5 protein-coding genes and 1 pseudogene are annotated in these 17,481 nt (G+C 62.3%); 5 read left to right on the forward strand and 1 reads right to left on the reverse strand.

The annotated features are described in order from the left end of the window. Nucleotides 1-41: 41 nt before the first annotated feature. Complete coding sequence (locus tag AC4ANE_RS10825; RefSeq protein ID WP_002552912.1) at nt 42-566, forward strand: SgcJ/EcaC family oxidoreductase; 525 nt, start codon at nt 42-44, stop codon at nt 564-566. 72 nt (nt 567-638) lie between these two features. Here the strand turns inward: AC4ANE_RS10825 and AC4ANE_RS10830 are convergent, their stop codons facing one another. Further along, complete coding sequence (locus AC4ANE_RS10830; protein ID WP_002552913.1) at nt 639-1,175, reverse strand: RNA polymerase factor sigma-70; 537 nt, start codon at nt 1,173-1,175, stop codon at nt 639-641. A 316-nt stretch (nt 1,176-1,491) separates the two neighbouring features. Here AC4ANE_RS10830 and AC4ANE_RS10835 point away from each other — a divergent pair, with 316 nt between their 5' ends. The 4 genes and pseudogenes from AC4ANE_RS10835 (at nt 1,492) to AC4ANE_RS10850 (ending at nt 17,232) form a co-directional block, all read left to right on the forward strand. Beyond that, nucleotides 1,492-2,250: a thioesterase II family protein gene (locus AC4ANE_RS10835; protein ID WP_002552914.1), complete on the forward strand. Its 759-nt coding sequence runs from the start codon at nt 1,492-1,494 to the stop codon at nt 2,248-2,250. Nucleotides 2,251-2,346: 96 nt separating this feature from the next. Further along, nucleotides 2,347-15,356: pseudogene (locus tag AC4ANE_RS10840) on the forward strand (non-ribosomal peptide synthetase). A 163-nt stretch (nt 15,357-15,519) separates the two neighbouring features. Beyond that, the gene (locus AC4ANE_RS10845) at nt 15,520-16,932 is read left to right on the forward strand and encodes an aspartate aminotransferase family protein (RefSeq protein WP_002552916.1); all 1,413 of its coding nucleotides are present in this window, start codon (nt 15,520-15,522) and stop codon (nt 16,930-16,932) included. Nucleotides 16,933-17,013: 81 nt separating this feature from the next. Continuing rightward, nucleotides 17,014-17,232, forward strand: a complete 219-nt coding sequence (locus AC4ANE_RS10850) for an MbtH family protein (protein ID WP_002552917.1) — start codon at nt 17,014-17,016, stop codon at nt 17,230-17,232. Nucleotides 17,233-17,481: the final 249 nt, after the last annotated feature.

Below are 17,481 nucleotides of genomic sequence, written 5' to 3' on the forward strand. Positions count from 1 at the left end.
CTCACTGAATCCCTGAACAGATACCCCGTAGGAGAGTAGCGATGAAAACTAAATTGACCGCCCTGGCCCTGTTGCTGGCTGTGAGTGCACCGATGGTTCAGGCTGCTGCCGAGCCGTCCGGCTACACCTACCGCATGGTGGCCGAGACGCCAAGCAATGTGAATGACAAGGAAATCGCCGGTCTGTTTGACCGTTGGAACAAGGCCCTGCAGACCGGTAACTCGAAGACAGTCGCCTCGTTGTATGCGCAGGACGCAGTCTTGCAGCCTACGGTCTCCAACAAGGTGCGTGCTACTCCGGCAGAGATCACCGACTACTTCGATCACTTCCTGGCGCTTAAACCGGTTGGCGAGATCAACTACCGTGAGATTCGTCGTCTGGGGCCTGATGCCGCTGCGGACAACGGTGTCTACACCTTCACTCTGACGGCTGCAGACGGCAAGAAAACCAAGGTACAGGCGCGTTATTCGTTCCTTTACCACCGCATCGGCAACGAGTGGAAGATTCTCAACCACCACTCTTCGGCCATGCCGGAAGTACAGCCTGAATATCAGGTCAGCCGCTGATCGACTGTCTATTCAAGGCAGAAACAAAAAATCCGGAGCCAGTGCTCCGGATTTTTTTGTATTTCTGAATTATCACGCTTCAGCGTTGGCACCGTTGACCTTGCGGCAATGAACAAGCGCATCGCGGATCATGAAGTTGACCAGCGTCGGCGACACACCCAGTTCCTTGGCGATGTCCTTTTGTGGCACGCCGTGCAGACGGTACATCTCGAACGCGTAGCGGGTGCGGGGCGGCAGTTCGGTCAGGGCATCGGCAATTTTCTCCAGGCTGGAGAAGTTGATGTGCGAGGTTTCCGGCGATGCACCCTGAATGACCACATTCAGCCCCTCGGCCTCGGGGCCGGTGTATTTCTGTTCCAGCGCCTGTTTGCGGTAATGATCGATGGCCAGATTGCGCACGATCTGAAACAGGTAACTGAGCTGGGCCTTGAAAGTCAGCGTGGCTTGAGGTGCCGAGCGCAGTCTGAAAAAGGCGTCCTGCACTACGTCCTCGGCCCGGGACCGGCAACCCACGATGCGCGCCGCGATTTTGACCAGCAGCAAGTAGTTGTCGACGAATGCCTGGAGTAATGGTGAGTCGCACTTACTTGTGATTACGTGTTCCGTCATGGAATTCACCTTGCTGCTTGAACAATTGAGGGGGAGGGCCGCAGGAGGGGCAGCGCCGTCACATGGGGCAACAAATTAGCCTTAATGATAATTATTGTCAAATGCGAAAGCCAATCAGCGCACTTTAACAGTGCGGCCTCGTCAGGCGCGCTCTCGCGACGCGCATCTCCACTAATTATTTGCAGACGCCATCCGTTCTCATTGGTGACAGGCCCGACCACGGTTGCGGCCAGGGAATACCTCAGGAGAACCCCATGCGCTTCGATCACGCGCAACGCCGCTTTCACATCCGCGCCAACAGACGGACGGTTCAGATATGAGTACGTCCGTGAGCCTGACGCTGTTCTGCCTGCCTTTTTCCGGCGCCAGCGCGATGTTCTACAGCCCCTGGCGGCGCAAATTGCCGGAGTGGCTGAACGTACGGCCTCTGGAGCTTCCCGGCCGCGGTATGCGTATGGACGAGGCGTTGCAGACCGATATCGTGCAAATGGCCAACCGTCTGGCCGACGAAATCAGCGCCGAGCTGGACAAGCCCTATGCGTTGTTTGGCCACAGTCTGGGCGGGCTGCTGGCCTTTGAGCTGGCGCACGCCTTGCGCGAGCGCGGTCTGCCCGCACCGCTGGCGCTGTTCGCATCAGCGACTGCCGGTCCGGTGCGCCGCGATGTCAGCGAATACGTCGCCGCCAAGACCGATGCGCAACTGATCGACCGGCTGCGCACGCTCAAGGGCACCAGCGAAAACGTCATCGCCAATCAGGAGCTCATGCAGTTGATGCTGCCGATCCTGCGCGCCGATTTTCTGCTCTGCGGCAGCTTTGTGTATGGCGTGCGCGAGCCACTCAGCGTGCCGATCCATGTATTTGGCGGCAAGCAGGACAGCATCAGCGTCGAGGAACTGCTCGACTGGCAGGAAGAGACCCGCACCGGATTCTCTTTGGACATGTTCGAGGGCCATCACTTTTATCTGGTCGACGAGCAAACACAGCTGCTCCGTCTGCTGCGGCGCTATTGCGAACAGCACCTGGCCCGCTGGCGCAACAGCACCTCACGGCAAATGAACCGGGCCGCCGGTTGACCCTGTTTGCCTTGCGCGCGGCCTCTCTGCAGGGCGCGTGTCTTTTTTTGAAATTCAGATCTTATCTGGCACGCCGAATCTAGCAGGAACTCCATCATGGATGCGTTTGAACTCCCCGACACTCTGGCCCAGGCTCTTCAGCGTCGCGCCTTGCACACGCCGGATCGGCTGGCGCTGCGTTTCCTCACCGACGAGAAAGACCAGGGGCTGGTGTTGACCTACCGTGACCTGGACCTGCGCGCGCGGACCATCGCTGCTGCGCTGCAACGTCAAGCCGTGCCGGATGATCGGGCAATTCTGCTGTTTCACAGTGGGCCGGACTATGTCGCTGCGTTTTTCGGCTGCCTGTACGCCGGGGTCATTGCGGTGCCTGCTTACCCGCCGGAATCCAATCGTCGTCATCATCAGGAACGGCTGCTGTCGATCATCGCCGATGCCGAGCCACGGCTGGTACTGACCGGTTCCGACCTGCAGCCCGCCTTGCTGCAGATGGATGAGCTGGCTGCTGCCGATGCCCCGCAACTGCTCTGCGTCGATACGCTGAACAGTGCGTCTGCCGACAATTGGCAGGGGCCACAATTGCAGGCCGACGACATCGCGTTCCTGCAATACACCTCGGGCTCGACCGCCTTGCCCAAGGGCGTGCAGGTCAGCCATGGCAACCTGGTTGCCAACGAACTGTTGATTCGTCATGGCTTTGGCATCGACGTCAATCCGGACGACGTGATCGTCAGCTGGCTGCCGCTGTACCACGACATGGGCCTGATCGGCGGCTTGTTGCAGCCGATTTTCAGTGGCGTTCCGTGCATCCTTATGGCCCCCGCTTACTTCCTCACGCGGCCATTGCGCTGGCTGGAAGCTATCAGCGAATACGGCGGCACCATCAGCGGCGGGCCCGACTTTGCCTACCAGCTGTGCAGCGCGCGGGTCAGTGATTCGGCGCTGGAGCGGCTCGACCTGAGTCGCTGGCGCGTGGCGTATTCCGGCTCCGAGCCTATCCGCGAAGACAGCCTGAATGCGTTTGCCGATAAGTTCGCCAGTTGCGGCTTCACGCCGGACAGCTTCATGGCCTCCTACGGGCTGGCCGAAGCCACGCTGTACGTGGCGGGTGGCAAGCGCGGCAAGGGTATTCCTTCGCTGCGTTTGAATGCGCAGGCGCTGGCGCGCAATGTGGCAGAGTTGGGCGACGGTCAGCCGGTCATGAGTTGCGGCACCGGCCAGCCGGGGCATGGCGTATTGATTGCCGACCCCGCCACCCTGCAAGTGCTGGACGAAAACCGTATTGGCGAAGTGTGGGCCAGCGGGCCGAGCATCGCCCACGGTTACTGGCGCAACCCTGAAGCCACCGCCAAGGCGTTCGTCCAGCATGACGGCCAGACCTGGCTGCGCACCGGCGATCTGGGCTTTCAGCGGCATGGCGAGTTGTACATCACCGGTCGTTTGAAAGACATGCTGATCGTCCGTGGCCACAACCTGTACCCGCAGGACATCGAGAAAGTCGTCGAGCGCGAGGTCGATGTAGTACGCAAAGGCCGTATTGCGGCCTTTGCGGTCAATCAGGACGGTAGCGAAGGCATTGGGATCGCTGCCGAAGTGAGCCGCAGCGTGCAGAAAATGCTGTCCGCCGAGGCGCTGATAAAGATCATTCGCCAGGCCGTTGCCGAGGCGTTTCAAGAAGCGCCGAGCGTTGTGGTGTTGCTCAATCCGGGCGCTCTGCCCAAAACCTCCAGCGGCAAGTTGCAGCGCTCGGCCTGCCGCACGCGTTTGGCCGATGGCAGCCTGGACAGCTACGCGGTGTTTCCCGCGAACAATACAACGCATCAAAACCGGACCCTGAGCACAGGATCGGACCTGCAAGCTCAGATCGCCAGCGTCTGGTGCGAGCATTTGCAATGTGAGCAGGTCAGCGCCGACGATCATTTCTTCCTGCTGGGCGGCAACTCCATCGTCGCCACCCAGGTAGTGGCCCGTTTGCGTGAAACACTGGGCATTGACCTTAACCTGCGCCTGCTGTTTGAAGCGCCGACGCTGGCCGCCTTTGCGGCGCAGATCGAAGCGCTTCAAATCGCCGCATCGCAAGGCGACAGCCAGACGCAGAACGCTATCGTCCGCCTGCCGGGCAACGAGCATCTGCCACAATCGCTGGCACAGAACCGCCTGTGGTTCCTTTGGCAACTTGACCCGCAAAGCAGCGCCTACAACATTCTCGGTGGTCTGTACCTGCGTGGCGAACTGGACACCACGGCGTTGCGTACCAGCTTCCAGCGCCTGATCGAGCGCCATGAATCGCTGCGCACGCGCTTCTATGAGCATGATGGTGTCGCCCTGCAGCGCATCGACGCGCCCGGTGAGTTCCATTTCGACACTCTGGATATCAGCGACCTGCCGAGCGACGAACGCCAGACGCGTGCGCTGGCGATCCGCGAAGAGCAGGCGCGTCTGCCATTCGATCTGCAAAACGGCCCGTTGCTGCGCGTTACGCTGCTGCGACTGGACGAGGAAGAGCATCAGTTGCTGGTCACGCTGCACCACATCATTGCCGATGGCTGGTCGCTGAATGTGCTGATCGACGAATTCTCGCGGCTCTATGCGTCGGCTGTTCAGGGGCAGCCACTGGAACTGGCACCTCTGCCACTGCGTTACGCCGACTATGGCCAATGGCAGCGCGAATGGCTGGCAAACGGCGAGGCCGAGCGCCAGCTCGACTACTGGAAGCAGCAACTGGGCGATGAGCAGCCGACCCTGGAGTTGAGCACTGATCGTCCGCGCTCGACACATCAGCAGCACAGCGCTTCGCGTTACAGCCTGCGCCTGAGTGCCGAGCTGAGCGCCGCCGTACGCAACACCGCGCAAGCGTGGCAATCGACGTCGTTCATGCTCTTGCTGGCGGGCTTCCAGGCCTTGTTGCATCGCTACAGCGGGCAGACCGACATTCGCATCGGCGTGCCCGGTGCCAACCGTCCTCGTCATGAAACCCAGGGCCTGATCGGCTTCTTCATCAACACCCTGGTGCTGCGTGCGCAACTCGATCCGCGCCTGCCGTTTTCCACACTGCTGGCCCAGACCCGCCAGGCCGCGCTGGACGCTCAGGCGCATCAGGACGTGCCGTTCGAACAACTGGTCGAAGCGTTTCCGCAGGCCCGCGAACACGGGCTGTTTCAAGTCATGTTCAACCACCAGCAACGCGACCTCGGCGCACTGCGTCGTCTGCCGGGGCTGCTCGCCGAAGAACTGCCGTGGCACAGCCGCGAGGCCAAGTTCGACCTGCAACTGCACAGCGAGGAAGACCGTAAGGGTCGCCTCAATCTGTCCTTCGATTACGCCGACGAGCTGTTCGAGCGCGACACCATCGTGCGTCTGGCGCGGCACTACGTTCAGTTGCTGACCCAGGTCAGTCAGCAGGCGCAGGTCGCGCTGGGCGACGTGCAATTACTTGGCGCTGACGAGCTGGCCGAACAGGCGCAGTGGAGCGCTGCCGCCTGCACGCCTGCACACGTCTGGCTGCCTGAAATGCTGGAGCGTCAGGCGCTGCAAACCCCGGAACGCATCGCGCTGGTGTGGGAGGGCGGCAGCCTCGATTTCGCCAGCCTGCATGCCCAGGCCAACCGTCTGGCGCATTACCTGCGCGACAAGGGCGTCGGCCCGGACGTCAAGGTGGCAATCGCCGCCGAGCGTTCGCCGCAACTGTTGATCGGTCTGTTGGCAATCCTCAAGGCCGGGGCGCCTACGTGCCGCTGGACCCGGATTACCCGATTGAACGACTGGCGTACATGCTGCAAGACAGCGGCGTCGAGCTGCTGTTGACCCAGAGCCATCTGCTCGGCGACCTGCCGAGCGCAGACGGGGTCTGCACGGTTGCGATGGACATGCTGCACCTGGACAGCTGGCCGGTCAGCGCGCCGGGCCTGCACCTGCACGGCGACAACCTGGCCTACGTGATTTACACCTCCGGCTCCACCGGTCAGCCCAAAGGCGTCGGCAACACCCACGCGGCACTGGCCGACCGCCTGCAATGGATGCAGGACACTTATGGGCTGGATGAAAGCGACGTGCTGATGCAGAAGGCACCGATCAGCTTTGACGTGTCGGTCTGGGAATGCTTCTGGCCGCTGATTACCGGTTGCCGCCTGCTACTGGCAGGCCCCGGCGAACACCGCGACCCGCATCGCATCGCGCAACTGGTCAACGAGCACGGTGTGACCACGCTGCACTTTGTGCCGCCCCTGTTGCAGCTGTTTGTCGACGAGCCGCTGGCGCAGCAATGCACCAGCCTGCGTCGCCTGTTCTCTGGCGGCGAAGCGTTGCCGAGCGAACTGCGCAACCGGGTGCTGGAGCATCTGCCGGGCGTACAACTGCACAACCGTTATGGCCCGACCGAAACTGCGATCAACGTCACCCATTGGCAATGTCAGGTTAGCGACGGCCTGCGTTCACCGATTGGTCGTCCGCTGGGTAACGTGCTGTGCCGGGTGCTGGATAGCGAGCTCAACCCGCTGCCGCGCGGGGTTGCCGGGGAACTGTGCATCGGTGGCATCGGCTTGGCGCGTGGCTACCTGAATCGTCCGGACCTGACCGCCGAACGCTTTATCGCCGATCCGCTGGGCCAGCCGGGTGAGCGCTTGTACCGCACCGGCGACCTGGTGCGCTGGGCCGCTGACGGTGCGCTGGAATACCTTGGGCGTCTGGATCAGCAGGTCAAACTGCGTGGCTTCCGCGTCGAACCGCAGGAGATCGAAGCCCGTCTGCTGGCCCAGCCGGGTGTTGGTCATGCTGCCGTGCTGGTGCGCGAAACCGCTGCGGGCCCGCAACTGATCGGTTACTACACCGCCGAAGCCGGGCAGGACGCTCAGGCCGAGCGCATCAAATCGGCGCTGGCTCTGGAACTTCCGGATTACATGGTCCCGGCGCAGCTGGTGCGCCTCGACAACATGCCGCTGAGCCCGAGTGGCAAGCTGGATCGACGCGCCTTGCCCGAGCCGCAATGGCAGACTCACGAGCATGTCGAGCCACAAACCGACCTGCAAAAGCAGATCGCCGCTGTCTGGCGCCAGGTGCTGGGCGTGCCGCGCGTCGGCCTGCGCGACGACTTTTTCAAGCTGGGCGGGCACTCGTTGCTGGCCACGCAGATCATTTCCCGCGTGCGTCAGGCCTGCGATATCGATTTGCCGTTGCGTGCGCTGTTCGAAGCCAGCGAGCTGGGCGCGTTTGTCGAACAGGTTCAAACCATTCAGCTGTCGGGCGAGCGCAGCAGCCTGCAACCGATCGCCCGTGTCGACCGCAGTCAACCGGTGCCGCTGTCCTATTCGCAACAGCGCATGTGGTTTCTCTGGCAGATGGAACCGGACAGCCCGGCATACAACGTCGGCGGCATGGCACGCTTGAACGGCGTGCTCGATATCGAACGTTTCGAAGCCGCGCTGCAAGCCTTGATCCTGCGCCACGAAACCCTGCGCACCACCTTCCCGAGCGTCAACGGCGTAGCCTGCCAGAAGGTCAGCGAACAGACCGGCCTGCGCGTGCAATGGCAGGATTACTCAGCGCTGCCTGCCGAGCTTCGTCAGCAGCGCCTTCGGGCTTTGGCCGACAGCGAGGCGCACCAGCCTTTTGATCTGGAGACCGGTCCGCTGCTGCGTGCCTGTCTGGTCAAGGCGGCTGATCTTGAGCATTACTTCGTTCTGACCCTGCACCACATCGTCACCGAAGGCTGGGCGATGGACATTTTCGCTCGCGAACTGGGCCTGCTCTACGAAGCATTTCTGCAAGGCAAGCCGTCGCCGCTGGAACCGCTGGCGGTGCAATATCTGGATTACAGTGTCTGGCAGCGTCAGTGGATGGAGGCGGGCGAGCGCCAGCGCCAGCTGGATTACTGGACCGCGCAGTTGGGTAACGAGCATCCGCTGCTGGAACTGCCCGCTGACCGGCCACGCCCAGCGGTACAAAGTCATCAGGGCGAACTGTACCGTTTCGACCTGAATCCCGAACTGGCCGCTAAAGTCCGCGCGTTCAATGCGCGCAATGGCTTGACCCTGTTCATGACCATGACCGCCACACTGGCGGTGCTGCTCTACCGTTACAGCGGCCAGAATGACCTGCGCATCGGTGCGCCGGTGGCCAACCGCATCCGTCCGGAAAGCGAAGGGCTGATCGGCGCGTTCCTCAACACCCAGGTGCTGCGCGTTCAGCTTGACGGGCAAATGAGCGTTGCGCAGCTGTTCGAACAGGTTCGTCACACCGTCATTGAAGGCCAGTCGCATCAGGACCTGCCGTTCGATCATCTGGTCGAAGCCCTGCAACCGCCACGCAGCGCGGCCTACAACCCGCTGTTCCAGGTGATGTGCAACGTGCAGCGCTGGGAATTCCAGCAAAGTCGCGAGCTGGCGGGCATGACCGTTGACTATCTGGTCAACGATGCGCGTGCCACCAAATTCGACCTCAACCTGGAGGTCACTGAGCTGGATCACCGCTTGGGTTGCTGCCTGACCTACAGCACCGATCTGTTCGACGAGCCGCGCATCGCGCAAATGGCCGGGCACTGGCTGAACCTGCTACAAGCACTGCTCGCCGACCCGCAACAGCGCCTAAGTGAACTGCCGCTGTTGCAGGACGCCGAACGTCAGCAACTGCTCGACAGCCTGGGCGTCGAAGCCGGCGAACAACGGCTTGATCAGTGCATTCACAGCCTGTTCGCCGAGCAGGCCCGGCTGCGCGCAGATGCGCCTGCGTTGACCTTTGCCGGGGAAACCCTGAGCTACGCCGAGCTGGACGCCCGCGCCAACCAACTGGCCGGAATGCTGCGCCAGCGCGGCGTCGGCCCGCAGGTTCGCGTCGGCCTGGCGCTGCCGCGTTCGCTGGATATGGTTGTCGGCCTGCTGGCGATCCTCAAGGCCGGTGGTGCCTACGTGCCACTGGACCCGGAATATCCGTTGGAACGCCTGCACTACATGATCGAAGACAGCGGCGTCGGCCTGCTGTTGAGCGACCGTGCGCTGTTTGCCGCGCTGGGCGAGCTGCCTGCCGGTGTGGCCCGCTGGTGCCTGGAAGACGATCAGCCGCTGCTGGCGTCTTTCTCAACCGATGAACTGCCGTTTATCAGCCTGCCGCAGCATCAGGCGTACCTGATTTACACCTCCGGCTCTACCGGCAAGCCCAAGGGCGTGGTGGTGTCCCACGGTGAAATCGCCATGCATTGTCAGGCGGTGATTCGTCGCTTCGACATGCAGCCCGATGACTGCGAACTGCATTTCTATTCGATCAACTTCGATGCCGCCACTGAGCGCCTGCTGGTGCCACTGCTCAGCGGTGCGCGCGTGGTATTGCGCGCCCAAGGCCAGTGGGACGCCGAAGAAATCTGCACACTGATTCGCCAGCAGCAGGTCAATATTCTCGGCTTCACCCCCAGCTATGGCAGCCAGTTGGCGCAGTGGCTGGCCACTCAAGGCCAGACCTTGCCGGTGCGCATGTGCATCACCGGCGGTGAAGCGCTGACCGGTGAACACTTGCAGCGTATTCGCGCAGTCTTCCAGCCGGAACTGTTGTTCAACGCCTATGGCCCGACCGAAGCCGTGGTCATGCCGTTGGCCAGCCTGGCCCCGCAGCAATTGGAAGAGGGCGAAGCCAGCGTACCGATCGGTCGTGTGGTCGGGGCGCGGGTTGCCTATATTCTCGACGCCGATCTGGCCCTGGTGCCACAGGGCGCGAGCGGCGAACTGTATATCGGCGGTGCCGGTCTGGCGCAGGGCTACCATCAGCGTCCCGGCATGAGCGCCGAGCGCTTCGTGGCCGACCCGTTTGCCAGCAACGGCGGGCGTCTGTATCGCACCGGTGACCTGGTGCGCCAGCGCGCCGACGGGCTGGTGGAGTACCTGGGGCGTATCGACCATCAGGTGAAGATCCGCGGCTTCCGTATCGAACTGGGGGAAATCGAAACCCGTTTGCTGGAACACGAGGCCATCCGCGAAACCGTGGTGCTGGCGCTGGACACGCCGTCGGGCAAGCAACTGGCGGGTTATCTGGTCAGTGATGTGGCCGGGCAGGGCGACGAGCAGCAGGCGCAATTGCGTGAATCGCTCAAGTCGCACCTCAAGGCGCAATTGCCGGATTACATGGTGCCAACCCACCTGATTCTGCTCGACAGCATGCCGCTGACCGCCAACGGCAAGCTCGATCGACGCGCATTGCCTGCACCGGACCCGGAACTCAATCGTCAGCATTACGTAGCCCCGGCCAGTGAACTGGAGCAACAGCTGGCAGCGATCTGGTGTACGGTGCTGAACGTGGAGAAAGTCGGCCTCAACGACAACTTCTTCGAACTGGGCGGCGATTCGATCCTGTCGATTCAGGTGGTCAGCCGGGCGCGTCAGGTGGGTATTCATTTCAGCCCGCGTGATCTGTTCCAGCACCAGACCGTGCAGACCCTGGCCGCCGTGGCGACCGCCAGCGAACTGATTCAGGCTGAACAGGGCTTACTGCAAGGCGCATCCGCGCTGACGCCGATCCAGCACTGGTTCTTCGACACGCCGATTCCCGAGCGTCAGCACTGGAACCAGTCGCTGGTGCTGGAGCCGCTCACTGCACTCGACCCGCGTCTGCTGGAGCAGGCATTGCGTGCACTGCTCGAACAGCATGACGCCCTGCGCCTGAGCTTCACCGGGCAAAACGGCAAATGGCAGGCTGAACACCGTGCAGTGACGGCAGAAACCCTGTTGATACAGGCGCAGGTCGCCGACATGGCCGAATGTGCCGCGCTGTACGCCGACACCCAGCGCAGCCTCGACCTGCAAAACGGCCCGCTGTTGCGCGCCTTGCTGGTCGATGGTCCGCAGGGTCAGCAACGTCTGCTGATGGTCATTCACCACCTGGTGGTCGATGGCGTTTCGTGGCGGGTGCTGCTCGACGATTTGCAAACTGCCTATCGACAGTTGAGCGAAGCAACGCCAGTGCGCTTTGCCGCCAAGACCAGTGCGTTCCGTGACTGGGCCGCACGTTTGCAGGCCTACGCGGGTAACGAATCGTTACGTGAAGAGCTGCACGTATGGCAGCGTCAGCTTGGCGGTCCTGTGGCGCAGTTGCCGTGCCACAACCCGCAGGGCGGCCAGCAGAATCGTCATGCGCAAACCGTCAGCGTGCGGCTGGATGCTGAACGTACCCGACAACTGCTGCAACAGGCACCCAGCGCATACCGCACTCAGGTCAACGACCTGCTGCTGACGGCGCTGGCGCAAGTGGTCTGCCGCTGGAGCGGGCAACCATCGACGCTGGTCCAACTGGAAGGGCACGGCCGCGAAACCCTGTTTGACGACATCGACCTGACCCGTACGGTCGGCTGGTTCACCAGCGCTTATCCGCTGCGCCTCACGCCAGCAGTGGCTGGCGATGCAGCGCCGGGGGAGTCGATCAAGGCGATCAAGGAGCAGCTGCGTCAGGTGCCGCACAAAGGCCTGGGCTATGGCGTGCTGCGCTATCTGGCCGAGAGTGCCAGTAAAGCCGCCATGCAGGCGCTGCCGGTGGCACCGATCACCTTCAACTACCTCGGTCAGTTCGACCAGAGCTTCACCAGCGATGCGTTGTTCCGTCCGCTGGAAGAGTCAGCGGGCGCGGCCCACGATCCGCATGCGCCGCTGCCCAACGAGCTGAGCATCGACAGCCAGGTGTATGGCGGCGAACTGCTGCTGCGCTGGACTTTCAGTGCCGAGCGTTATCAACCCGCCGCCATCGAAGCGCTGGCGCAGGATTACCTGGCCCGGTTGCAGGCGCTGATTGCCCATTGCCTGAGCGATGGCAGCGGTGGCCTGACGCCTTCGGACTTCCCGCTGGCCGATCTGGATCAGGCGCAACTCGACGCACTGCCGGTCGCTGCGACGCACATCGAGGACGTCTACCCGCTGACACCAATGCAGGAGGGCATGCTGCTGCACACCCTGCTGGAACCGGGCACCGGCCTGTATTACATGCAGGACCGCTATCGCATCAACAGCGCGCTCGACCCAGAGCGTTTCGCCCAGGCCTGGCAGGCGGTGATCGCCCGTCATGAAGCGCTGCGTGCGTCGTTCTGCTGGGACATCGGCGAAACCATGCTGCAGGTCATCCACAAGCCGGGTAGCACGCCGATTGATTATCTGGACTGGCGTGATGTGCCGCAGGACCAGCAGGAGCCGCGTTTGCAGGCATTTCTCAAGTCCGAGCGCGAAGCCGGTTTCAATCTGCTCGATCAGCCGCCGTTCCACCTGCGCCTGATTCGCGTCGATGAAGCGCGCTACTGGTTCATGATGAGCAACCACCACATCCTCATCGATGCCTGGTGCCGTTCGCTGCTGATGAACGACTTCTTCGATATCTACACTGCGCTGGGCGAAGGTCGTGAAGCACAACTGACGCCTGCACCGCGTTATCGCGACTACATTGGCTGGCTGCAACGCCGTGGCCTGGCGCAGGCGCGTGACTGGTGGCAAGACAACCTGCACGGCTTCGAACGGCCGACGCCGATCCCCAGCGACCGGCCGTTCCTGCGTGAACATGCGGGCGACAGCGGCGGCATGGTCGTGGGCGATTGCTATACCCGTCTCGATGAGCGCGACGGCGCACGACTGCGCGAGCTGGCGCAGCAGCATCAACTGACCGTCAACACCTTCGCCCAGGCAGCGTGGGCATTGACCCTGCGGCGTATGAGCGGTGATCGCGACGTGGTGTTCGGCGTCACGGTGGCCGGTCGTCCGGTGGAACTGCCGCAAATGCAGCGCACCGTTGGGCTGTTCATCAACACCATCGCGCTGCGCGTCGGCATGCCCGGCGACGATCAGCGTTGCAGCGTGCGCCAGTGGCTGAGCCAGTTGCTGGACAGCAACATGCAACTGCGCGAGTACGAATACCTGCCGCTGGTGACCATTCAGGAAAACAGCGAACTGCCCAAAGGCCAGCCGCTGTTCGACAGCCTGTTCGTGTTCGAGAACGCACCGGTGGAAGTTTCGGTGCTCGACCGTGCGCAAAGCCTCAACGCCACGTCGGATTCCGGTCGCACCCACACCAACTATCCGCTGACGGCCGTCTGCTATCCGGGCGATGATCTGGGCCTGCACCTGTCTTACGACCAGCGTTATTTCGATGAGTCCACCGTGCAGAACATGCTCGGCGAGTTCAAGCGTCTGCTGCTGGCGCTGATCGAGGGCTTCCACGGCGACATGAGCGAATTGGCACTGGTCAGCGAGCAGGAGCGCACGTTCCTGATCGAGGGCTGCAACCAGAGCGAGCACGCGTACCCGCTGGATAAAAGCTACGTCGAACTGTTCGAAGCGCAGGTCGAAGCACATCCGCAGCGCATTGCGGTCAGTTGCCTGGATCGCCAGCTCAGTTATGCCGAGCTGAATATTGCCAGCAACCGTCTGGGCCATGCCCTGATCGAGGCCGGTGTCAGTTTCGATCAGCCGGTTGCCTTGCTCGCCGAGCGTGGCGTTGAACTGCCGGGCATGATCATCGGCAGCTTCAAGGCCGGTGGCGGTTACCTGCCGCTGGACCCGGCGCTGCCCGATTCGCGACTGAGCGGCATCATCGGCCAGAGCGGCACGCCGCTGCTGGTGTGCAGCGCGCAATGTCTGGAACAGGGCAGGGCACTACTTGAAGCGCTGCCCGAGTCCGCTCGTCCGCAGTTGCTGGTCTGGGAAACTGTGCAGCAGCGCGAATCAGCGCAGCACAACCCCGGCCGCTACAGCGCACCGGATAACCTCGCTTACGTGATCTTCACCTCCGGCTCCACCGGGCTGCCGAAGGGCGTGATGGTCGAGCAGCGCGGCATGCTCAACAACCAGTTGAGCAAGGTGCCGTACCTGAGCCTGAGCGAAAGAGATGTCATCGCCCAGACCGCTTCGCAGAGTTTCGACATCTCGGTCTGGCAGTTCCTCGCTGCGCCGCTGTTTGGCGCGCGGGTGGACATTGTGCCGAACGACATCGCCCGCGACCCGCAGGCCTTGTTGGCGCATGTGCAGGCCCAGCGCATCAGCGTGCTGGAAAGCGTGCCGTCGCTGATAACCGGCCTGCTCGCCGAGCAACAGGCAACACTTGACAGCCTGCGCTGGATGCTGCCTACCGGCGAAGCCATGCCGCCCGAGCTGGCCAGCCAGTGGCTGCAACGCTACCCGCAGATCGGTCTGGTGAATGCCTACGGCCCGGCTGAGTGTTCCGACGACGTGGCGTTCTTCCGCGTTGATGCAGCGTCCACACGCAGCGCTTATCTGCCGATCGGTTCGCCGACCGACAACAACCGCCTGTACCTGCTCGACGAAGCGCTGGACCTCGTGCCGCTGGGCGCAGTGGGTGAGCTGTGCGTGGCCGGGGCCGGAGTCGGCCGTGGTTACGTCGCTGATCCCTCGCGCAGCGTGCCGGTGTTCGTGCCGCATCCGTTCGGTGCACCGGGCGAGCGTCTATACCGCACCGGTGACCTGGCGCGGCGGCGCAAGGACGGCGTGCTGGAATACGTCGGCCGGGTCGACCATCAGGTGAAGATTCGCGGTTATCGCATCGAGCTGGGCGAAATCGAAACCCGCGTGCTGGAGCATTCGGCGATCCGCGAGACGGTGGTGCTGGACGTCGACGGTCCGCTGGGCAAAGTGCTGGCGGCCTATCTGGTGCCAAGCGCTGCCACGCAGGATCCCGATGCGCTACGAGACGAGCTGAAAAACCACCTCAAAGCCAGCCTGCCGGACTACATGGTGCCTGCGCATCTGGTGATTCTGGAGGCCATGCCACTGACGCCGAACGGCAAGCTTGACCGCAAGGCCTTGCCTGCGCCGGACGTCAGTCAGGCGCAGCAGGAATACCTCGCGCCGCAGACCGAGATGGAGCAGCAACTGGCGACCATCTGGGCCGATGTGCTCAAGGTCGAGCGGGTGGGCATTACCGACAACTTCTTCGAGTTGGGAGGGCACTCGCTGCTCGCTACCCAGGTCGTCACCCGTGCGCAGAAGCTGTTGCAGCGCAACGTGCCATTGCGGGCGATGTTCGAATTCAACACCGTTCAGGCGTTGGCCGAGCATCTGCAAAGCCTTGGCGGAGCGCAGGTCGACGAGCAGAAATTCGACCGTCTGGCGGACTTGATGGCGGAACTGGAAGGGCTCTGATCGGCCTCTCGTCGGCGCGCTGGCGTTGCGGATAAAAAACTCGTTACCGGGTGTAAATCCGCAGCTCGCTGGCGCGTTTTCAAGGGAAGGAATAAACGCCTGAACCCGCATGACCAACCGTCATGCATCAGGTCATTCAACCAGCGTATTGAGGGTTGCACAGATGTCAGTTGCTACCAGGCTTATCGATGATCAGTTGACACGGGTTGCCCCGGCAGCGGCTGAAACGCTCTATCAATTCGAAGAGTCGCCATTGCTGGCGCGGCAAAATCGCCAGGAATCCAATGCGCGCAGTTACCCGCGGCGCATCCCGCTGGCGCTCAAGCGAGCCAAGGGCATTCACGTCGAGGACGTCGAAGGGCGGCGCTTCATCGATTGCCTGGCAGGTGCGGGCACGCTGGCATTGGGGCATAACCATCCTGTGATCATCGAAGCGATTCAGCAGGTGATCAGTGATGAGTTGCCGCTGCACACCCTGGACCTGACCACACCAGTCAAAGACCAGTTCGTTCAGGACCTGTTCGGCCTGCTGCCGCAACAACTGGCCGATGACGCGAAGATACAGTTCTGTGGCCCGACCGGTACCGATGCAGTGGAAGCCGCGCTGAAACTGGTACGCACTGCCACTGGACGCAGCACGGTGCTGTCGTTTCAGGGCGGTTATCACGGCATGAGCCAGGGCGCGTTGAGCCTGATGGGCAGCCTGGGGCCGAAAAAGCCGCTCGGCGCGTTGCTCGGCACAGGCGTGCAGTTTCTGCCGTACCCCTATGATTACCGCTGCCCGTTCGGGCTCGGCGGCGAACAGGGCGTGCGCGCCAACCTGCATTATCTGGAGAACCTGCTCAACGACCCGGAAGCCGGTGTGCAGTTGCCTGCAGCGGTCATTCTTGAAGTGGTGCAGGGCGAGGGCGGGGTCATTCCTGCTGACCTTGACTGGTTGCGCGGCGTGCGGCGTATTACTGAAAAGGCCGGTGTGGCGCTGATTGTCGATGAAATCCAGAGCGGTTTTGCCCGCACCGGCAAGATGTTCGCCTTCGAACACGCCGGGATCATCCCGGACGTCATGGTCATGTCCAAAGCCATCGGCGGCAGCCTGCCGCTGGCGGTGGTGGTTTATCGGTCATGGCTCGACACCTGGCTGCCGGGCGCCCACGCCGGAACTTTCCGTGGCAACCAGATGGCGATGGCTACCGGTTCGGCGGTAATGCGCTATCTTCAGGAACACAATATTTGCGAGCACGCGACGGCGATGGGCGCGCGTCTGTCCAGGCACTTGCATGCCTTGCAGCGTGACTTCCCGCAACTGGGCGATATTCGCGGGCGCGGGCTGATGCTGGGTGTCGAGCTGGTCGATCCGGCCGGTGTGCGCGATGCGCAGGGTCATCCGCCGGTATTTGCCCGTCTGGCCCCGCTGGTCCAGCGCGAATGCCTCAAGCGCGGGCTGATTCTGGAACTGGGTGGTCGACACGGCAGCGTAGTGCGCTTCCTGCCACCGCTGGTGATCACCGCCGAGCAGGTCGACGAAGTGGCCGAAATCTTTGGTCGCGCACTCAACGCCGCTGTCGCACAGCTTTAATTTTTCGACGTAGCGATACGTTCAATCCCTATAGCTGCTATGAATTGGCACAGCAGCACTGAACCAACACGGAGAGCAGCAATGACTTCAGTATTCGATCGGGAAGACATCGTCTTTCAAGTTGTGGTCAACCACGAAGAACAGTATTCGATCTGGCCCGACTACAAAGCCATCCCCACCGGCTGGCGCACCGTTGGCAAAAGCGGCTTCAAGAAAGAGTGCCTGGCCTACATCGAAGAAGTCTGGACCGACATGCGCCCCCTGAGCCTGCGCCAGAAAATGGAAGCGCAGACGGCCTGATTGGCTGGTAGACCAACCAGGCTATCGTGCGACGCTCCGCGTCGTCATGCCGTTCTGGACGCTCTGCGTCCTCTTTGCGACGCAGAGCGTCGCGACCTGCATTCCCACGCTGGAGCGTGCGGAACGATAATCTCAACTATCGTGCCGATGCTCCGCGTCGTCATGCCGTTCTGGACGCTCCGCGTCCTCTTTGCGACGCAGAGCGTCGCGACCTGTATTCCCACGCCGGAGCGTGCGCAACGATAACCA

The sequence above is a fragment of the Pseudomonas sp. Pme6b genome (genome assembly GCF_058129925.1).